This window comes from Streptomyces sp. NPDC002156 (assembly GCF_053593675.1).
The window spans coordinates 43,863-63,002 of sequence record NZ_JBSFDA010000044.1 but is presented as its reverse complement, the minus strand read 5'-3'; the positions used below and the strand labels follow the sequence as shown (position 1 = coordinate 63,002).

The 19,140-nt window shown below is 71.8% G+C and carries 13 protein-coding genes and 2 pseudogenes; 2 read left to right on the top strand and 13 right to left on the bottom strand.

Annotated features, from left to right (window positions below; translation table 11 throughout):
• Positions 1–112: pseudogene (locus ACWCRB_RS19860) on the top strand (TetR/AcrR family transcriptional regulator); the annotation flags it as partial.
• Here ACWCRB_RS19860 and ACWCRB_RS19855 read toward each other — a convergent pair.
• The 8 genes and pseudogenes from ACWCRB_RS19855 to ACWCRB_RS19820 all read right to left on the bottom strand — a co-directional run.
• Positions 92–1,405, bottom strand: a pseudogene (locus ACWCRB_RS19855) (glycoside hydrolase family 43 protein); the annotation flags it as partial. The pseudogenes ACWCRB_RS19860 and ACWCRB_RS19855 overlap by 21 nt on opposite strands.
• A gap of 111 nt (positions 1,406–1,516) precedes the next feature.
• Positions 1,517–2,653: an XdhC family protein gene (locus tag ACWCRB_RS19850; protein ID WP_450997292.1), complete on the bottom strand. Its 1,137-nt coding sequence runs from the start codon at positions 2,651–2,653 to the stop codon at positions 1,517–1,519.
• A 65-nt stretch (positions 2,654–2,718) separates the two neighbouring features.
• Positions 2,719–4,914: a xanthine dehydrogenase family protein molybdopterin-binding subunit gene (locus ACWCRB_RS19845; RefSeq protein WP_450997291.1), complete on the bottom strand. Its 2,196-nt coding sequence runs from the start codon at positions 4,912–4,914 to the stop codon at positions 2,719–2,721.
• Positions 4,911–5,891 (bottom strand): FAD binding domain-containing protein, encoded by a 981-nt coding sequence (locus ACWCRB_RS19840; RefSeq protein WP_450997290.1) that lies wholly within the window; start codon positions 5,889–5,891, stop codon positions 4,911–4,913. The genes ACWCRB_RS19845 and ACWCRB_RS19840 overlap by 4 nt, the downstream gene beginning before the upstream one ends.
• 6 nt (positions 5,892–5,897) lie before the next feature.
• Positions 5,898–6,554, bottom strand: a complete 657-nt coding sequence (locus tag ACWCRB_RS19835; protein WP_450997289.1) for a (2Fe-2S)-binding protein — start codon at positions 6,552–6,554, stop codon at positions 5,898–5,900.
• Between the two features lie 169 nt (positions 6,555–6,723).
• Positions 6,724–7,374 carry a flavodoxin gene (locus ACWCRB_RS19830; RefSeq protein ID WP_450997288.1) on the bottom strand — a complete coding sequence of 217 codons (651 nt, stop codon included), beginning with the start codon at positions 7,372–7,374 and terminating at the stop codon, positions 6,724–6,726.
• Positions 7,375–7,501: 127 nt separating this feature from the next.
• Positions 7,502–8,488: an aldo/keto reductase gene (locus ACWCRB_RS19825; RefSeq protein ID WP_450997287.1), complete on the bottom strand. Its 987-nt coding sequence runs from the start codon at positions 8,486–8,488 to the stop codon at positions 7,502–7,504.
• A 55-nt stretch (positions 8,489–8,543) separates the two neighbouring features.
• Positions 8,544–9,395, bottom strand: a complete 852-nt coding sequence (locus ACWCRB_RS19820) for an aldo/keto reductase (protein ID WP_450997286.1) — start codon at positions 9,393–9,395, stop codon at positions 8,544–8,546.
• A gap of 151 nt (positions 9,396–9,546) precedes the next feature.
• On the opposite strand from ACWCRB_RS19820, the gene ACWCRB_RS19815 reads away from it, so the two are divergent.
• Positions 9,547–10,473: a helix-turn-helix transcriptional regulator gene (locus ACWCRB_RS19815; RefSeq protein WP_450997285.1), complete on the top strand. Its 927-nt coding sequence runs from the start codon at positions 9,547–9,549 to the stop codon at positions 10,471–10,473.
• A gap of 235 nt (positions 10,474–10,708) precedes the next feature.
• Here ACWCRB_RS19815 and ACWCRB_RS19810 read toward each other — a convergent pair whose 3' ends face one another.
• Genes ACWCRB_RS19810 through ACWCRB_RS19790 form a run of 5 tightly spaced genes read right to left on the bottom strand, consistent with a single transcriptional unit; the run spans position 10,709 to position 19,124 of the window.
• Complete coding sequence (locus tag ACWCRB_RS19810) at positions 10,709–13,330, bottom strand: non-ribosomal peptide synthetase (RefSeq protein WP_450997284.1); 2,622 nt, start codon at positions 13,328–13,330, stop codon at positions 10,709–10,711.
• A gap of 43 nt (positions 13,331–13,373) precedes the next feature.
• Entirely contained in the window at positions 13,374–14,198 is an 825-nt protein-coding gene (locus tag ACWCRB_RS19805; RefSeq protein WP_450997283.1) for an SDR family oxidoreductase, read from the bottom strand.
• Positions 14,199–14,209: 11 nt separating this feature from the next.
• On the bottom strand, positions 14,210–14,944 hold the full coding sequence (locus ACWCRB_RS19800) for a thioesterase II family protein (protein WP_450997282.1): 735 nt from the start codon (positions 14,942–14,944) through the stop codon (positions 14,210–14,212).
• Positions 14,945–14,973: 29 nt separating this feature from the next.
• Positions 14,974–15,198, bottom strand: coding sequence for an MbtH family protein (locus tag ACWCRB_RS19795; RefSeq protein WP_450997281.1), 225 nt, complete (start codon positions 15,196–15,198; stop codon positions 14,974–14,976).
• On the bottom strand, positions 15,195–19,124 hold the full coding sequence (locus ACWCRB_RS19790) for an amino acid adenylation domain-containing protein (RefSeq protein ID WP_450997280.1): 3,930 nt from the start codon (positions 19,122–19,124) through the stop codon (positions 15,195–15,197). Before ACWCRB_RS19790 ends, ACWCRB_RS19795 begins: the two co-directional genes overlap by 4 nt.
• Between the last annotated feature and the right edge of the window lie 16 nt (positions 19,125–19,140).

Sequence of the window (19,140 nt, the reverse complement as noted above, 5' to 3'; positions counted from 1 at the left end):
CGCCCGGAAGGCGGGGACTTCACCCGCGACCTTCTACCAGTACTTCCCGGACGTCGAAGGCGCCGTCCTGGAGATCGCCGAGCAAATGGCCACGGGCCGTGACGGTGGGCGGCAGGACGTCGGAGGTCGACACGTCGATCCGCAGGGTCAACGGGCCGGACGGCACCGGCCGTTCGGCGACGGCGTGGCGCAGCGGGCCGATCCTGGCGATCGCGCGGACCATGCCGTCGCCCGCCTCGACCTCGTAGTGGTGCGCCTCGTCCAGCCGTACCGCGAGCCCGCCCCGGCCGCCCTCTGTGACGTCGATCAGCGTGCGCGCGGTGCAGTCCGCGTCGCGCTGGCGTCGGCCGACGAAGATCGCGCCAGGTGTGTCGAGGCTGTCCGCGCGGGCGTGGAGCACCAAGTAACCGGGCCGCTCGTCGAGTTGGACCGCTTCCGGGTCCTGGCGTCGGAGCGACACCCAGCGCGGAGCGAGCGTGGGGGAGTCGAAGTCGTCCCGGTCCGGCTCCGGCGGCCAGGGGTGAGGGGTCAACTCCGGGGCCTGGGCGCGCAGTTCCAAGGGGCCGGGCAAGGGCCACCCGTCCTCCCAGCGCACCGGCGCCAGGAACGTCTCCCGGCCCATGCCGTGGTACATCGGGGTGTCACCGCGCGGCCTGGTGCCCAGCAGCACCATCCACCAGGAGCCGTCGTGCGCCTCGACCAGGTCGCCGTGGCCGGTGTTCTGCACCGGATGGCCCGTACTGCGGTGCGACAGCACGGGGTTGGCCGGGTGCGGCTCGAACGGCCCCGGCAGGGCACGGGCGCGGGCGAGCGACAGCGCGTGCCCGCGTTCCGTACCGCCCTCCGACAGCAGCAGGTACCACCACTCGCCGATCCGGTACAGGTGCGGCCCCTCGGGATACTGCAGCCCGCTGCCCGACCACATCGGCACCGGATCGCCCAGCAGCTCCCCGGACTTCGGGTCGATACGCACCCCGCGGATCCCGCCGTCCGAGAACACGCACCAGCAGGTCCCGTCCTCCTCCCAGGCGAGGTCGGGGTCGATGCCGGGCACGCCGACCGGCACCGGGTCGGACCACGGTCCGGCGGGATCCTCGGCGGTCACCAGGACGTTGCCCGCTCCGGCGACCACGGTGGTGATCAGCCAGAACAGGCCGTCGTGATGGCGCAGCGTGGGCGCGTACACGCCCGTCGAGGACGCGGCCGTGTCGGGCAGGGCCAGCTGCGAGGGCCGGTCGAGCGCATGCCCGAGGAGCCGCCAGTGCACCAGGTCGCGGCTGTGCCAGATCGGTACGCCGGGCACGTACTCGAAGCTCGACGTCGCCACGTAGTAGTCGTCACCGACCCGGCAGATGCTCGGGTCCGGGCTGAAGCCGGGGATCACGGGGTTGTCGAAGAATGCCATGGTCGTCCGTTCCGGGGTGAGCGGGCGTGGCGGTGCGGAGGGCGGTTGCCTGCCTGGATCGTTGAAGCGCTTCGAAGTTGACACGCAGGGCAATCAGCTGTCAACAGATCTTCAGGACATTATTGTCGAAGCGCTTCGACTGTCGAAGGTCGACCGGGCGTGGATAGGCCCCGTGCTCCAGGTCAGGGGCGTCCCCGAGCCGTGATGCGTGTGGGCGACGATCTCCGCGGCGATGGAGACGGCTGTCTCCTCGGGGGTGCCGGCGCCGAGGTCGAGGCCGATCGGGGAGTGCAGACGGGACAGGTGCTCCTGCGGTACGCCGGCCTCGTGCAGCAGTTCCAGACGCTGGGCGTGGGTGCGGCGCGAGCCCATCGCGCCGACGTAGCCCACGGGCAGGCCCAGCGCCAGGTGCAGCAGTGGGACGTCGAACTTCGCGTCGTGCGTCAGGACGCAGACGGCGGTCCGGGCGTCCACCTCGGTGGCGGCGAGGTAGCGGTGCGGCCAGTCGGCCACGACTTCGTCGGCGTGCGGGAAGCGGGCGGCGGTGGCGAAGACGGGGCGTGCGTCGCACACCGTGACCCGGTAGCCGAGGAACCGGCCGATCTGGCTCAGGGCGCCCGCGAAGTCGACGGCGCCGAAGATCAGCATCCGGGGGCGGGACGCATGGGTGTGGACGAGGACCGACAGGCAGGTCGTCGTGTCTCCGCCCAGCTCGACCAGTCCGCCGCGGCCCGCCCGCAGATACGCGCGAGCCTGTGCCGCCACCGCGCGTTCCCAGTCGCCGCCCGCGGTCGCACCGTGCGTGCTGCCGTCGCCGGTGACGCTCAAGGTCCCGCCGAGGAGTTCTTCGGGCCCGTCGATGATCTGGGCCAGGGCCGCGGGCCGGCCGGACGTCACCTCGGCGAGGGCCGCGGTGAGATGGGGCTGGTCGGTGGGGTCGATCCGCTGTACCAGGATGTCCAGTTCGCCGCCGCAGGTCAGACCGACGGCGAAGGCGTCGTCGTCGGAGTAGCCGAACCGCGCCCGTGTCGCGGGTTCGTCACCCTTGAGCACCTGTTGGCACAGCTCGTAGACGGCGCCCTCCACGCAGCCTCCGGACACACTGCCGACCACGGCGCCGTCGGCGTCCACGGCCAGCGCGGTACCGACGGGCAGGGGTGCGCTGCCGCTGACCCGGACGACGGTGGCGAGGGCGAAGGGGCGGGCCTCGCGGCACCAGTCGTACAGCGTGTCCGCGATGTTCAGCATGGGCGGGATCTCCAGAAGGGACAGCCCGGGCAGCGGTGTGTGTGCACCGCTGCCCAGGGTTTGGCCTACAGCAGGGACTCGGCGGTGATGGGCAGGTCGCGCACCCGTCGCCCAGTGGCGTGGAAGACGGCGTTGGCGATGGCGGGCGCCACCCCGACCAGGACGACCTCGCCGAGGCCCTTGACGCCGAGTGGGTCGGCCTCGTCGTCCCGGCCGTCGACGTAGATCGCCTTCAGGTCGCGGACGTCGGCGTTGACCGGGACGAGGTAGTCGGCCAGGTTGGCGTTGACGATCCGGCCGTCGCGGTGGTCGGTGACCGTGTGCTCCAGCAGGGCCATACCGATCCCGCCGACCATGGCACCGATGGCTTGACTGTCGGCCAGTTCCGGGTTGACGATCCGGCCCGCGTCGAACACGCCGAGCATCCGCCGTACCCGCACCAGGCCCAGCCGGGCGTCCACGCCGACCTCCGCGAATACCGCCCCGTACGCGTACATCGAGGACCGCGACTGACCGGGGGTCCAGGAACCGAGCGCTTCGAGGTACTCGCGCTCGTTGCGGGTGAGGAGCTGCTTGTACGTCTCCCCGCGCGCGGGGTTGTCCGCTTGGTGCAGCCGGCCGCCCCGTACGACGACGTCCTCGGCGGCGACGCCGTACAGCGGTGATCCCTCGTCCCCGACGGCGAGTTCGATCGCCTGCTGCCGCAGCTTGTCGCAGCCGTCCTGGACGGTGGACCCGACGCTGGCCATGGTCAGCGAGCCGCCGTGGAGCGGGGCCGTGGGCATGTCCGTGTCGCCGAGCCGGAAGGTGACGTTGCGGACCGCGAGGCCCAGGGCGTCGGCGGCGACCTGGGTCATGGAGGTGTAGGTGCCGGGGCCCATGTCGCTGGTCGAGGACTCGACCAGGGCGGTGCCGTCGGCGTCCAGCCGCACCGACGCCTGGCCCGGCGCGCGCAGCGTGTCGTAGAGCGCGGTGGCCATGCCCGTGCCGATCAGCCAGTCTCCGTCGCGGGTGGAGCGGGGCCTCGGGTCGCGACGGTCCCAGCCGAACTCCCGGGCGCCCACGGTGTAGCACTCGCGCAGTCGCCGGGTGGAGAACGGCCGCCCGCTGGACTGGTCGTTGTCGGGTTCGTTGCGCCGCCGCAGCTCGATCGGGTCGATGCCCAGCTCGTGGGCGAGTTCGTCCAGCGCGCACTCGACGGGGAAGGCGGCGCTGGAGTAGCCCGGGCCGCGCATCGGGGTCGGGGTGTTCACGTCCAGTGGCACCGTCCGGTGCGTCTGGGAGACGTTGGGGGTGGTGTACAGCATCTGCCCCGGGGCGAGCACGCCGCGCTCCGTGAACGTCTCGTAGCGGGACGTCTCGGCGCGCAGGTCGTGGGTCATGGCCGTCAGCCGTCCGCCGCTGTCGCTGCCCAGGCGCACCTTGTACTCGTACGCGGGCCGGTAGCCGACCCCGGAGTAGAGCTGCCGGCGCGTCAGTACGAGCTTGACCGGGCGGCCCGTCTCGCGGGCGGCGAGGGCCGCGACGGTGATGTGCGGCCAGGCCCGCGCGGCGTTGCCGAACGCGCCGCCGACGAACGGCGAGACGACGCGGATGTTCCCGGCCGGGATGCCGAAGTTCGCGGCGAGTTCGTCACGTGGGCTCTGCACCCACTGGGTCTTGTCCCACAGGGTGAGCCGGTCGCCGTCCCACTGGGCGACGGTGGCGTGCAGCTCCATCGCGTTGTGGTGGTTGCGGGCGGTCCGGTACGTCATCTCCAGCCGTACGGGGGCCTCGCGCAGGGCCGCCTCCGCGTCGCCGCGCGTGTAGGTGCGGGGCTCGCCCGCCGCCGGGGCGTCGGCCAGGTCGGTGGTCGGCCGCTCGGTGTCGTAGTCGATCTCCACCAGGCTCGCCGCGTGCTGGGCGGCTTCCAGGGTGGTGGCGACGACGACGGCGACCGGCTGGCCGTGGAAGCGGACCCGGTCGTCCTGGAAGACGCGCAGCCGTTCGCCGGGGAGGTTGAGTGAGCCGGGGTTGGGCCCGTAGGGCAGCGTGGGGGCGTTTCCGTGGTGGAGCACCTCAAGGACGCCGGGCTGGGCCTGGGCGGCGCGGGTGTCGATGCCGGTGATGCGGCCCCGGCCGATGCTGCTGTCGACCACGACGGCGTGCACGACGCCCTCGGGCTCGTGGTCGGCGGCGTACTTCGCCTGCCCGGTCACCTTCAGGCGCCCGTCCACCCGGGAGAGGGGTGCGCCGACGGCTGCCTGCGGCTGGGGGCTCATCGGCTTCCTCCTACGATGCGCAGCTGCCGTTCGACGGTGCGTTTGAGCAGCTCGACCTTGAAGCGGTTGTGCTGGAGTGGGCGGGCGCCGTCCGCCGCGTGTGCGGCGGCCTCGGCCCAGAGGCGGTCCGAGGGGCGTTCGCCGAGGAGGGCCGCTTCTACGGCAGGCAGCTTCCACGGCACCGTCCCCACACCGCCCGCGGCGACCTTCGCCTCGCGGATCACGCCGCCCCGGACGTGCAGGGCGACGGCCGCGGAGGTGAGGGCGAACTCGTAGGACTGGCGGTCCCGCACCTTCAGATAGCCGGACTTCAGCGGGCGCGGATGGGCCGGGATCTCCACGGCGGTGATCAACTCGCCTGCGCGGAGGGCCTGTTCGCGGTTCGGCGTGCTGCCCGGCCGCAACAGGAAGTCGACGAAGGGGACTTGGCGTGCCCCGTCCGGGCCCAGGAGATGCACCCTCGCTTCCAGCGCCGCGAACGCCACGGCGGCATCGGAGGGGTGGGTGGCGACACAGGCGTCGGAGGCGCCCAGGATCGCGTGGGTGCGGTTGACGCCCTCCAGCGCGGCACAACCGGAGCCGGGCGCACGCTTGTTGCAGGCGGCCGTCACGTCACGGAAGTAGGAGCAGCGGGTGCGCTGCATGATGTTGCCGCCGATGGTCGCCATGTTGCGCAGCTGGGCGGACGCGCTCAGTTCCAGTGCCTGCGAGACGAGCGGGTACAGGGTGCGCACCTTGAGGTGGGAGGCGGCCTCCGCCATGGTCACCAGCGCGCCGATACGCAGCCCGCCGCGTTCGGTGACGGTGACCTCGCGCAGCGGCAGGGCGCCGATGTCGACCAGTGCGGCCGGGCGTTCGACGGTCTCGCGCATCAGGTCGACGAGGGTGGTCCCGCCGGCGATGTAACGGCCGCCGCGCCGGCCGGCCTCGAGCGCCGCACGGGTGTTGGGTGCCTTGGTGAAAGCGAAGGGATGCATCGACACTCACTTCCGGCCCGAGGCCTGCTCGACCGCCCGCACGATCTTCACGTAACACCCACAGCGGCAGATGTTGCCGCTCATCCACTCCCGGATCTCCTCCGGCGAACCGGTGTGGCCTTCCCGCATGCAGCCGACGCCCGACACGATCTGGCCGGGTGTGCAGTAGCCGCACTGGAACGCGTCCTGGTCGATGAACGCCTGCTGGAGCGGATGCAGTTGACCGCCCCTGGCCAGGCCCTCGACGGTGGTGACCTCGGCGCCCTCCAGCCGTACCGCAAGGGTGAGGCAGGAGTTGACACGCCGTCCGTCGACCAGCACCGTGCAGGCCCCGCAGGCACCGGCGTTGCAGCCCTTCTTCGAGCCGGTCAGGCCCAGGTGCTCACGCAGCAGGTCGAGGAGCGAGGTGCGGTTGTCGACCGTGACGGTGTGCCGCTCGCCGTTCACGGACAAGGAGACACGGCTGCTGGGCGGCGCCTCGGCGGCAACGGCCTCTTCCGCGCCGAGCAGTACCGGACCCGCGACCAGACCGCCCGCCGCGATGACACCTCCGGCCACGGAGGTCGTCGCGATGAAGGTACGGCGTGATGGCACGGGCGGGGGCCCGGTGGGGGGAGGCGGGGCGGCGGGAGCCGTGGCGGACTCGGAGGTTTCGGTCGACATGCTCACTCTCTCGCAGGGGAACGTGGGGGCATGCCCAGCCTGGTCGGCCAACTGGCCGCGTGGCAGGCCGTGTTGTGCCGGGGAACGGTCTGCCAGGGTGTGACAGGGCCCCTCTCTCACCTGTCCCACAGGGCACGGCACTGCCAGAATGGACCGCTTGGCGACGCGGTCAGTCGCGGAGAAGGCCGATGCTCCGCAGCCACGACCGGACCTCGGCGTCGGCCTCCCGGACCTCCTCGCCGCGCACCGCGAGCCCTTCCCCGATGTTCGCGCCCGGGCAGAGCGCCGCGTAGTCGCGCTCGGTGGTGCCCAGGCCGCTCATCACGTGCGTCGTGACCGGGTGGACCGCCTTGCCTCGGAAGTCGTACCGCTCGGCGAAGGTCGACATGATCATGGGTGCTCGGACGTTCCAGACGGGACTGGCCAGCAGCACCACGTCGTAACGGTCGATCCCGGACAGGGGATTGGCGATGGCCGGTCGCGCATCGGCTTCCTGCTCACGGACATTGCGCGCGACCGTGGCGTCGTAGCCGTCGGGGTACGCGTCGACGGCCTCGATGCGGTGCACGTCGCACTCGATGTGCTCGCTGATCATCCGGGCGAGGACTTCCGTGTTCCCGGTCTTGAGGTCGGTGCGTCCGCCGTTGAAGTAGTTCTCGCCCGGCCGGGAGAAATAGGCCAGCAGGACCCGAGTCCCGGACGAGCCGGCGGACGCGGGCCGCTCGGCGGGCGACGGCGTGTCCTCGTTCGACGCGACCCCGTTCGACGCGTCCCCGCTGGGCGCGGACGTGGAGCAGCCGGCGAGCTGGACACCGGTCACGACGGTGGCTCCTCCCAGAAGCGCACCACGAAGGAACGCACGTCGTCCCGGCGCGGCGGGCCTGCTCCCTGCGGATCGTCGACGCGCCGCGCTGTCGTCCCCGGTCGCCCGGCGGACGTGGACGGGCTCAGCGGTTGATCCATCGCTGCATGTGTTCGGGGTAGCGATCCCCGCTGACGTCGACCCGGTCGGCCGCCTCGGTGATCTCCGCCAGGTCCTTCGGGGTGAGTTCGACATCGACGGCACCGGTGTTCTCCCGTAGGCGGTGGATCTTCGTGGTTCCGGGGATCGGCACGATCCAGGGGTGCTGGGCCAGCAGCCAGGCCAGCGCGATCTGCGCGGTGGTGGTGCCCTTGCGCTCGGCTACGGACCCCAGCAGGTCGACCAGGGCCTGGTTGGCCGCGCGGGCGTCCTCCGTGAACCGGGGGAGGCTGCCGCGCAGGTCGGAGTCGCCGAAGGACGTCGCGCTGGTGATCGAACCGGTCAGGAAGCCCTTGCCCAGCGGGCTGAAGGGGACGAACCCGATCCCGAGTTCGAGCAGCGTGGGCAGGATGCGCTCCTCGGGCTCGCGCCACCACAGGGAGTACTCGCTCTGCAGCGCCGCGACCGGCTGTACGGCGTGGGCGCGGCGGATGACGTCGACCCCGGCCTCGGACAGGCCGAAGTGCTTGACCTTGCCCGCCGCGACGAGTTCCCTCACCGCGCCGGCGACCTCTTCGATCGGTACGTCGGGGTCGACCCGGTGCTGGTAGAGCAGGTCGATGCTCTCCACGTCCAGCCGGCGCAGGGAGTCCTCCACGGTCGCCCGGATGTGCTCGGGGCGGCTGTCCAGGCCGGTGGACCGGGAGCCGTCGTAGGAGAAGCCGAACTTGGTGGCGATGACGACCTCGTCGCGCACGGGTGCGAGGGCCCGCCCGACGAGTTCCTCGTTGGTGAACGGGCCGTACACCTGGGCGGTGTCGAAGAAGGTGACGCCCAGGTCGACGGCGGCGCGGATCAGGTCGATGCCGTCACGGTCGTCGACCGCGGGGCCGTAACCGTGGCTGAGCCCCATGCAGCCCAGTCCGATCGCGGAGACCTCCGGTCCGCTGCTGCCGAGCGTGCGGGTGTTCACAGCTCTTCTCCTCATTGACGTGCGGAATGACATGCGGAAACGACGCGGCTACGGCTCAGGCCTCCAGGCGCCGCGCGCTGAGCCAGCTGACCATCGCCGGGTCGTGGTGGTCGAAGAACAGCGTCGCGCCCGTGTCCAGGGTGGCGATGGCCGCCATCTGGTCGTCGGTCAGCTCGAAGTCGAAGATGTCGATGTTCTCCGCCATACGCTCGGCGCGGACCGACTTGGGGATGGCGACGACCCCGCGCTGCGTCAGCCAGCGCAGTACGACCTGGGCCACGGACTTGCCGTGCTTCTCGCCGATCCCGCTCAGGACCGGGTGGGTGAAGATGTCGTTCTTGCCTTCGGCGAACCCGCCCCACGACTGGATCTGGACCCCGTGCTCGACCATGAGGTCCTGGTCGGCGGTGCGCTGGAAGAACGGGTGGGTCTCGATCTGGTTGACCGCGGGGGTGACCTCGTTGTTGAGGGTGAGGTCGAGGAGCCGGTCGGGGTAGAAGTTGGCGACACCGATCGCCCTGACGAGGCCCTGGCGGTTCAGGTCCTCCATGGCACGCCACTGGCCGTACACGTCGCCGAACGGCTGGTGCATCAGATACAGGTCGAGGTGGTCCAGGCCGAGCTTGGTCAGGGACGTCTCGAAGGCGCGCCTGGTGTTCTCCTGCGCGGGCGCGTCCTGGACCCACAGCTTGGTGGTGACGAAGAGTTCCTCGCGCGGGATGCCGCTGCTCTTGATCGCGTGGCCGACGGCCTCCTCGTTGCCGTACGCGGCGGCCGTGTCCAGCAGCCGGTAGCCGGCGGCGAGGGCGGCGGTGACGGCCTGCTCGGTCTGCTCCGCCGGGATCTGGAAGACACCGAAGCCGAGGACGGGCATCTCCACGCCGTTGTTGAGGGTGACGGTCTGCATGGGGGGTTCCTTACGTGTCGCGGGTTCTTCGAGCATCCCGCCGTTCCGGCCCAGGTGGCAGGTCGAGCTGTGCCAGGGAGTGACGTTCAGGGGTGTGACAGGACCCCCCACATGGCTGCCATGCAGGTCAGCGCGGTGTGACACTGGTGATATGGCATCCGAGCAGAGCACCGGGCACAGCACCGGGCAGAGCACCGGCAGGAGCGCCGACATGGAGCTGGGCCGGTTCCTGCGTGCGCGTCGCACCCAGACCAGCCCCGGCCAGGTCGGCCTCACCGTGGGCACCGGGCTGCGCCGCACCCCCGGTCTGCGCCGCGAGGAACTGGCCACGCTCTCCGGGATCAGCATCGACTACTACGTCCGTCTGGAGCGCGGCAAGGAGACCCGCCCCAGCCCCTCCGTGCTCGACGCCCTCGCCCGAGCCCTGCACCTCGACGACGCCGAGCACCAGCACCTGCGAGACCTCGCCGCCCGCGCGGCCCGGTACGCCCCCGAACCGGCGCCGCCGCCGAGCCGCACCGTGGGCCCGCACCTGAAGCTGGTCCTGGAGTCGCTGCGGCCCAACCCGGCCTACATCGTCAGCCGCAGCATGGACCTGCTCGCCTGGAACCCCGGCGGCCTCGCCCTGTACGCGGGCCTCGCCGACTGGCCCGCCACCCAGCGCAACCTCGCCCGCTACCTCTTCCTCCACCCCACCGCGCCCGCCCTCTTCCCCGACTGGGACAACCAGGTCCGCGGCTGCGTCGCCCGCCTCCGCGCCCAGGCCGGCACCGACCCGGACGCCCCCGACCTCACCAGCCTGGTGGGCGAACTCGTCCTCAAGAGCCCCGACTTCGCCAAGCTGTGGGACCGCTACGACGTCGTCGGCCGCAAGAAGAAGCAGAAGACGTTCCACCACCCCCAGGTCGGCACCCTCACCCTCAGCGGCCAGAGCATGCACCTCGAAGACACCCCCGGCCAGCGCCTCGGCGTCTACACCGCCGAGCCGGGCACCCCCGACCACGACGCCATGCTCCTGCTCGACATGACAGCACCGCAGTCTTCCGGGCAGCCTGGTCCAAGGGCCGAGCGGCGCTAGGGCCTGTCCGGCGGATCATGCCGGAGACGCGGGGCTTGGCACGCACTCCCCCAGAGGGGGACCCCCAGCGGCGTTGTCGTCGGTTGCCGACTCCCCCACGCTCGAACAACCTCGCGCGGGGGACCCCCATCGCGTCGACGCCCTCCTCCGCCTTGCAGCTGCACGCACCAAGCCCCGCTCACCCGTGCTGATGAGGCACCGCTGCTTTCCTCCGACCTGATCCGCCGGACAGGCCCTAGTCCTGGAGTAGGCCTGCCCCCGCCAAGTCGCCTTCAGCGGCGGGGAGTTCGGCCGCGCCCAGGCTCGCCGCCGCTCCCCTGACGGTCGGGTGCCGGTACAGCTCCCGCAGTCGCAGGGACGGCAGGCCCCGGGCGCGCAGGGCCGCGCCGATACGGACCGCGAACAGGGAATTGCCGCCCAGCTCGAAGAAGTCGTCGTCCGGGCCGACGGGGACGCCAAGCACCTCGCTCCAGATCTCCACCAGGCTCGCGGTCAGATCGCCGTCGGCGGCGGCAACGGCGGGGGCCGTGCGACGGGAGGCCGGTGCGGGGAGCCGGGCCGCGTCCAGTTTGCCGTTGGGGGTCAGGGGGAGCGCGGCCAGTGCGGTGACCGTGGCCGGGAGCATGAACTCGGGCAGAATCCCGGCGGCCCGCTCGCGGACGGCGCCCGGCTCGCCCCCGGAAGCCAGGACCACGTACGCGTCGATCCTGGCGGTGGCGGCGTCCTTCGGGTCGTCTCGGCACACTACGACGGCCGCGGACCGTACGTCCGGGTCCTCCAGCAGAACGGAGCGGATCTCGTCGAGTTCGATCCGGAAGCCGCGGATCTTGACCTGGCTGTCGATCCGCCCGAGGTGTTCGAGCCGCCCGTCGGGGCGAAGGCGCCCAAGGTCACCACTGCGGTACATCACGCCGCCCGTGAACGGGTCCGGCACGAACCGCCGGCCCGTCAACTCCTCCTGGCCCAGGTAGCCGAGCGCCACCCCGGCGCCGCCGACACAGATCTCGCCTGCCACGCCGGGCGGCAGCAGCCGTCCCGCGTCGTCGGTCACGTACAGGTGCCAGCCGGGCAGGGCGTGCCCGACGGAACGGGTGGCGGCGAGCGCCAGCCGCCGGGTCAGCGTCTGCTCGGTGACATGGACCGTCGTCTCCGTGATGCCGAACATGTTCACCACCCGGCACAGCCGCTCGGGGTGCCGGTCGAACCAGGGCAGCAGCATCCGCGCGTCCAGCGGCTCACCGCCGAACACGACCAGCCGCACGGCCACTTCGGCATGATCGACGTCCAGGAGCTGGGCGAAGGCGGACGGGGTCTGGCTGAGCACGGTTACCCGCTCGGCGACCAGCAGATCACGGAAACTGTCCGGCTCACGGGACACGGAGTACGGCACCACGACCAGCCGCCCGCCGGTCAGCAGGCAGCCCCAGATCTCCCACACGGAGAAGTCGAAGGCGCTGGAGTGGAACCACGTCCACACGTCGTCGGTCCCGAACCCGTACTCGTCGCGGGTCGCGTCGATGAGCGCGATGACGTTCCGGTGGGGCACCTCTACGCCCTTGGGGCGGCCGGTGGAGCCGGAGGTGTAGATGACATAGGCGGTGTCGTCGGGCGAGGGATACGGATACGGACCGCTTGTGTCCGGAATCCGGCCGTCCGCAAGTTCGTCGGGCGTCACCCGCACGCAGTCCGCCACCGCCGGGAACCCCGCGAGCCGGGTGACCACCACACCCAACTCCGCGTCCCGTGCCGTGTGGGCGAGCCGGTCCGCCGGGTAGGCGGGGTCCAGCGGCACATAGGTCGCGCCGACCTTCAGCACGGCCAGCAGGACGACGACCAGCTCGGCGGAACGCTCCAGACACACGCCGACCCGGTCGCCGCCGACCACTCCGCGCGCCCGCAGACCGGCGGCCAACCGGGCGGCTCGCTCGTTGAGTTGACGGTACGTCAGGTCGGTGTCGCCGTCGGTCACAGCGACGTGGTCCGGTGTCGCCGCCACGATCGGGTCCAGCGCGGCGGGCACGCTCACCGGGCTGGTGACCAGGGCACGGGCCGGGCGGCCGAGTGCCGCAGTGCGGGCACGCTCCGCCTCGTCGAGCAGTTCGACGTCGTCAAGGGGAGTGTGCGGGCGGTTCAGGACCTGCTCGTGTACGTGCACCAGATGCCGTACGAACTGTGCGGCGATCTCCGTCGAGAAGTGGCTGCGCAGATGGTCGCAGCGCAGCCGCCACCCGCCCGAGTCGCGGAAGACGGAGACGGTCAGGGGGAACGGGGGCGCGAGGCAGGGCACGTACTCGATCTCGCCCTTTGCCTCCCCTTCGTCCTGCGTGCCGAAGAACAGGCCCGTGAGGGCGGGGCCCCTTGCCGGGTAGAGCTTCAACTCGCCCAGTGTGGCCGCCGGTTCGACGGTGAGGCCGCCGTGGTCCGTGCCGATGACCGGCGGAGTGTCGGGGTCGTAGCGGCGCAGGGTGACGGCCAGTGCGGTGAGCCAGGTCGTCTCGTCGCCCTCCTGGTCCAGCGGGACGGCGAAGTGGGCGGCGGGGCCGTCGTAGCCCAGGCCCCAGGCGGGCGGGGGCGCGATCGGCGGCCGGTCCAGGGCCGTACGGCTGTCGCGGCCGCGCCGGGTCACGACGATCAGGTCGCACACGCCGTCGGCGTACCGGAGCAGGACCCTGCGTGTGTCGTGGGCCGGGCGGGCGAGTTCGGTTGCCCGGCGGCGTTCGGCGAGGGGGTCCGTGGCCGGCACGGGCACGTCCTCGATCCACAGCCCCCGGTCACCGGCGGACTCCGGGAAATGGGCCGACCGGACGCGGATCGCGTGAGCGTGACAGTGGGCTGGGTCGGGCTGCGAGGCGGACACGGGCCGTACTCCTTGAGGCGTGAGGGTCGGGGAGAACCGGGGGTCAGCGGGCGCTGAATCCGCCGTCCACGGTCAGGACCGAGCCGGTGATCCGGCGGGACTCGTCGGAGGCGAGGAAGACGATCGCGGCGGCGACGTCCTCGGGTTCGATGAGGGCGTTCATGGGCTGGGCCTCGACGAAGGTCTTCTCGTGGTCGTGGACGGGTACGTCGAGTGCCCGGGCGATCTCGGCGAGCATGCGGCCCTCGGCTCCCGCGTCGTCACGTACCGACCCCGGGCAGACGGCGTTCACGCGGACCTTCGTCGGCGCGTAGTCGAGCGCGGCGGCCTTGGTGAGGCCGACGACGGCGTGTTTGGCGGCGACGTATCCGGCGAAGTGGCGGTAGCCGACGAGTCCGGCGGTGGAGGCGACGTTGACGATGCTGCCGCTGCGCCGGGCGCTCATGGCCTTCCCCACTTCGCGGATCACGCGCCAGGCCCCGGACAGGTCCACGTCGATCATCAGGGACCACTCGTCTTCGCTGATCTCGTGCACCGGCTTGCCCGAGGGGGCCGCGATCCCCGCGTTGTTGACGGCGACGTCGATCCGGCCGAACCGGTCCTCGGCCCGGGTCACCGCCTCCCGTACGGCACGGAGGTCGCGGATGTCGGCCACGGTGGTGAGGACGGCCGCACCTGCTTCCCGGCACAGGTCGGCGGTGTGCTCCAACTGGCCGGGCGTGCCCAGCGGGTAGGGCACGCCGGGCAGGTCGGCGCAGAGGTCCAGCAAGGTGAGGTCGGCGCCCTCGGCGGCACAGGCGAGTGCGGTGGCCCTGCCGAGCCCACGGGCGGCGCCGGTCACCAGGACCGACTTGCCGTGCAGACGCATGGGGAACTCCTTCAAGAGGTCGGCAGCTTCGAGACGATGACGCGGACGAGGTCCGGTGCGGCCTCGGTCAGGTACATGTGGCCGCCGGGGAGTTCGACGTACGCGAAGTCGCGGCCGGTCGCCTTGCTCCAGGACACGGCGTCGTCGTGACCGACCAACTCGTCCTCCTGGCCCCGGAGGACCGTGAGGGGTATGTCCAGGGGGAGTTGGGTCGAGGGGATGTGGTTCTCGTGCATCTCGACGTCCGCGCGGAGGGCCGGCAGCAGCAGTTCGCGCATCTCCGGGTCGTCGAAGGCGGGGTGTCGGTAGCCCGCGAACTCGCCGACGCGGGCGAGGAATTCGTCGTCGGACAGCCCGGTGGCACGTCCGGCACGGCCCTGGCCGGGGGCAGGGGACCCGCTGACGAACAGGTGCACCGGCTCGACACCGAGTTCGACGCCGGGCTCGGCGGCCAGTCGGTGGGCGAGTTCGTACGCGAGCACCGCGCCGAGGCTGTGCCCGAAGAGGGCCACTCTGCCGCCGGCGTCGCCGAGGCGGTCGCGCAGTTGGGCCAGGAGTCCGTCGACGGCCAGGTGGACGTCACGGTACGGCTCCTCGTCGATCAGCCTTTCCCTGCCCGGGAGTTGGAGCGCGACGATCTCCAGCGCGTCGCCTGTCAGGGCGGTCCAGGGCCGGTAGAACGAGGCGCCCGCTCCCGCGTACGGCAGGCACACCAGCCTGATCGTGCCGGTGTCAGGCGTGGCCATGGTTGTCTCCTTCGCGTCGTCCGTCGTACTCACTGGCCCTGACCCTGGCCCATGGCCTCGATCAGGCTCTTCGGGCGCATGTCGGTCCAGTGCTCACCGACGTAGCCCAGGCAGGACTGGCGGCTCGCACGGCCGTGTACGACGGTCCAGCCGGCGGGGACGTCGGCGAAGGCGGGCCAAAGGGAGTGCTGGCCCTCGTCGTTCACCAGGACGAAGTGCTCGATGGTGTCGTCGTCGAAGGGGTTGGTGGTCATGCCTGATTCCTCCTGAGGTGGCTGTCCAGCACCGGGCCGATCCGGTCCAGTGACGTGGGTCGGGTCATCTCCCCGTGGGTGCACGGGATGTCGTGGTTGGCGACGCGGCCCTTGATGTACGGCTGCCAGGCGCCGTACCGGTCGGGAAGCGCGTCCGGGTCCTGTGCGGCCGTGAAGAACAACAGGTCACCGTCGTACGGGGCCGGGGCGAACTCGCCCAGCAGGCGCCGGTTGTTGGCCGTGACGTCGACCAGGGCGGCCAGTTCGGCGTCGTCGAGGCTGCCGGGCATGTCGGGCACGCGACGGACCAGTTCCGCGAACCGCCGGTCCGTCAGCGGCTCGTCCTCGTCCAGCGGCGCCGGACGGCCGAGGATGGAGAGGAGGCTGCGCAGCAGTGCCGGGCGGTCGGAGGGGGCGGGGCCCTGCGCGGTCCAAGCCCCGGGGAAGGCGTCGAGCAGCGAGAGCAGGGCGACCTGTTCGCCGGACGTCTGGAGACCGACGGCCACCTGGTACGCGACGAGGCCGCCCATGGAGTAGCCGAGGAGGTGGTAGGGGCCGTGCGGCTGGATCTCGCGGATGCGGGCGGTGTGCTCGGCGACCACCTCGGCCAGGGTGCCGGACGGTTCCTGCCCCGGGATCAGGCCTCGGGACTGCAGGCCGTACAGCGGCCGGTCCGTGGCGAGGTGGCGGGCGAGTCCGGCGAAGCCCCAGGACAGGCCGGAGGCCGGCGGGAGACAGAAGAGGGGTTCGCGGTGGCCACGGGTGCGGAGGGGGAGCAGCGGGCCCAGCGGGGCCGCACCCGCGTCGACAGGCCGGTCGCCCACGGCCGTCCGGCGGGCCAGCGCCGCCACGGTAGGCGTGTCGAAGAGGACGCGCAGGGGCAGGTCGGTGCCGAGCTCGGCGCGGATGCGCGAGGTGAGGCGCGGGGCGAGCAGGGAATGGCCGCCGAGGTCGAAGAAGCCGTCGTGGACACCGACTTGGGCCGCTTCGAGACCGAGAACGTCGGCGAAGATGCCGCACAGCTTCTGCTCCGCCCCGGTACGCGGCGCCGTTCTCGCAGCAGCGCGGGGCGCGTCGGGAGCGGGCAGCGCCTTGCGGTCGAGCTTGCCGCTGGCGGTGCGGGGGAGGGCGGCGACGGTGACGAACGTCGTCGGGATCATGTGGGCGGGGAGGGTGTGGGCGAGGTGGTCGCGGAGGGTGTCAGGCGATACGCCTGGTTCGCCGGGGACGACGTACGCGACGAGCTGCTTCCCGCCGGGGCCGTCCTCCCGTACCGTCACCGCCGCGCCGGCGACGGCCGGGTGGGCGGCGAGCACGGCCTCGATCTCGCCCAGTTCGATACGGAAGCCCCGCACCTTCACCTGGTGGTCGGCCCGGCCCAGGAAGCGCAGTTGCCCGTCCGGGCCACGGACGGCGAGGTCGCCCGTCCGGTACAGGCGTTCCCCCGGCTCGCCGAACGGATCGGCGACGAACCGCTCGGCAGTGAGCCCGGGTCGGCCGAGATACCCGCGGGCGGGCCCGCCGCCCGCCACGTACACCTCACCGACGGCCCCGTCGGGCACGGGGTGCAGGGCGTGATCGAGCAGGTGGACGCGGTTGCGGGCGAGGGGGAGGCCGATGGGAGGCGCGGCGTCGTCGCACGGGTGCAGGTCCGACTGCCAGGCGGTGGCGTAGATCGTCGCCTCGGTGGGGCCGTAGAAGTTGACGAGCCGTACCCCGGGGAACGCGGCCTCGATATCGGCGCGGAGCTGTCCGGGGATCGGTTCGCCGCCGAGGGCCACCGTGTGCGGTGAGACGGCCGGCCGTTCTGCGAGCACACCGGCCATGACCGTGGGTACGCCGCTGATCAGCCCGGCGTCCCGGGGCGTGCCGTCGGTGAGTGCGAGGAGGCTCTCGACGATCTCGACCCGCCCGCCGCACAGCAACGGCGAGAAGATCTCGAACACCGACACGTCGAAGTTGAGCGACGTCGAGAACAACACCTTGGCCAGCCGGTCGGAACCGAACTCGCTGTGGGTCCACTCGACGAACTCGACGGCGTTGCGATGGGTGGCCAGAACACCCTTGGGACGGCCGGTGGAACCGGAGGTGTAGGTGATGTACGCGAGGTTTTCGGGCATCGACTCGGCTGTTGTGCGTGGATTTTGACGCGCCGTCAATCCACTGTTGATGTCGAGTGTCGGTGTGCCCTCGGGCAGTGCTCCTGCTGTCTCGGCGGTCGTGAGGACGACGAGCGGACTGGCGTCGTCGACGATGTACGCCAGCCGGTCGGCCGGGTAGGCGGGGTCGAGCGGCAGATAGGCCGCGCCGGACTTCACTACCGCGAGGACCGCGACGGCCAGTTCGGCCGTACGGGGCAGCGCGATCCCCACGACACGCTCGGGCCCCGCGCCGAAGGCGGTGAGCCGGTCGGCCAACTGCTGGGCCCTGGCGTCGAGTTCGCGGTACGTGAGCAGGGCGCCCCGGTCGAGCACGGCGTCCGCGTCCGGGGTGGCCGCGACCTGGGCCGACCAGAGGCCGGGGAGGGTCTGGGACGCGGCCGACGGGAGCTGGGCCTGCTGGGGGAGTTCGCCGGGGGCCAGGATGCCGATGCGGCCCTGCGGGAGGTCCGGGTCGGCGGCGATGGCCTCCAGGATCCGCACCAGACGGGCGAGCGTGGCGTCGGCCCATTCGGCGTCGAACAGCCCGGGGCGGTAGGCCAGTCGGAAGCGGGGCCGGACTCCGGGGAGGGCGACGAGGGTCACCGGGTAGTGGGTCGCGTCGCGCCCGCTGGAGCCGACGACGCGGAGTCCGCCACTTGCCTCCTCGCCACCCTCACCCTTCGCCTCCGGGTCCACCGGATAGTTCTCGAAGACCAGCAGAGTGTCGAACAACTCCGGTACACCGACCGCCCGTTGGATGTCGGCCAGGCCCAGGTGATGGTGGTCGAGGAGGTGGACGTACGTGTCCCGCACCTCGCGAAGCAGCTGGCCAAGTGGGTCCGCAGGGCGCAGCCGGACCCGGGTCGGGACGGTGTTGATGAACAGGCCGACCATGGACTCGACGCCCGGCAGTTCGGGCGGGCGGCCGGAGACGGTGGTGCCGAAGACGACGTCGTCGCGACCGGTCAGCCGGCCCAGGAGGATCGCCCACGCGGACTGGACAAGGGTGTTCACGGTGACACCGAGGCTCCGGGCGCGTGCCGTGAGGGCGGCCCCCGTCTCCGCCGACAGCTCCGTCCGCGCCTGCGCCAGGTCGCCGGTGTCCGAGACGGCGGTCGCCGGGGTGTCCGGGGCAAGCCGGGTCGGCTCCGTCACGTCGGCCAGCGCCTCCCGCCAGGCCTCCTCGGCGGCTGTACGGTCCCGGCGCTCCAGCCACTGGATGAAGGTGCGGTACGGCGGGACGGGCGCGAGGGCCGCCGGGTCGTCGTCGGCGGCGTACAGGGCGAGCAACTCCCGCAGGAGCACGGACACCGACCAGCCGTCGAGCAGGATGTGGTGGTGGGTGACGAGCAGCCGGTGACGGTCGGCCGCGGTGCGGACGAGGGTGCAGCGGAGGAGGGGAGGGGTGGCGGGGTCGAACCCGTGCTGCCTGTCCTCGTCCAGCAGGGCCTCCCACGCCTTCTCGGCGTCGGTCCCCGGCCCGGTCAGATCGGCTTCCGCCCACGGGAGCGTCGCCCGGTGCGGGACGACCTGCACCGGCTGTCCGCCCCGGCGCCGCCGGAAGGCCGCCCGAAGGTTCGGGTGGCGGTCCAGCAGGGCCTGCGCGGCGGCGCGGAGACGTTCGGGGTCCACCGAGCCTTCGAGTTCGAAGACCAGTTGGACGACGTACACATCGGGGGCGTTCCGCTCATGCTCGTACAGGGCGTGGAAGAGCAGGCCCTCCTGGAGCGGGGTGAGGGGGAGTACGTCGGCCAGGGCGGGCCTCGGTGTCGCGGGGTGAGTCATGTCGTCTCGTCTCGTC

Excerpts from the sequence above, each read along its gene's own strand:
- ACWCRB_RS19850 (WP_450997292.1), bottom strand. The coding sequence starts at position 2,653 with ATGCTGAACATCGCGGACACGCTGTACGACTGGTGCCGCGAGGCCCGC.
- ACWCRB_RS19845 (WP_450997291.1), bottom strand. The coding sequence starts at position 4,914 with ATGAGCCCCCAGCCGCAGGCAGCCGTCGGCGCACCCCTCTCCCGGGTG.
- ACWCRB_RS19840 (WP_450997290.1), bottom strand. The coding sequence starts at position 5,891 with ATGCATCCCTTCGCTTTCACCAAGGCACCCAACACCCGTGCGGCGCTC.
- ACWCRB_RS19835 (WP_450997289.1), bottom strand. The coding sequence starts at position 6,554 with ATGTCGACCGAAACCTCCGAGTCCGCCACGGCTCCCGCCGCCCCGCCT.
- ACWCRB_RS19820 (WP_450997286.1), bottom strand. The coding sequence starts at position 9,395 with ATGCAGACCGTCACCCTCAACAACGGCGTGGAGATGCCCGTCCTCGGC.
- ACWCRB_RS19815 (WP_450997285.1), top strand. The coding sequence starts at position 9,547 with ATGGCATCCGAGCAGAGCACCGGGCACAGCACCGGGCAGAGCACCGGC.
- ACWCRB_RS19805 (WP_450997283.1), bottom strand. The coding sequence starts at position 14,198 with ATGCGTCTGCACGGCAAGTCGGTCCTGGTGACCGGCGCCGCCCGTGGG.
- ACWCRB_RS19800 (WP_450997282.1), bottom strand. The coding sequence starts at position 14,944 with ATGGCCACGCCTGACACCGGCACGATCAGGCTGGTGTGCCTGCCGTAC.
- ACWCRB_RS19795 (WP_450997281.1), bottom strand. The coding sequence starts at position 15,198 with ATGACCACCAACCCCTTCGACGACGACACCATCGAGCACTTCGTCCTG.
- ACWCRB_RS19790 (WP_450997280.1), bottom strand. The coding sequence starts at position 19,124 with ATGACTCACCCCGCGACACCGAGGCCCGCCCTGGCCGACGTACTCCCC.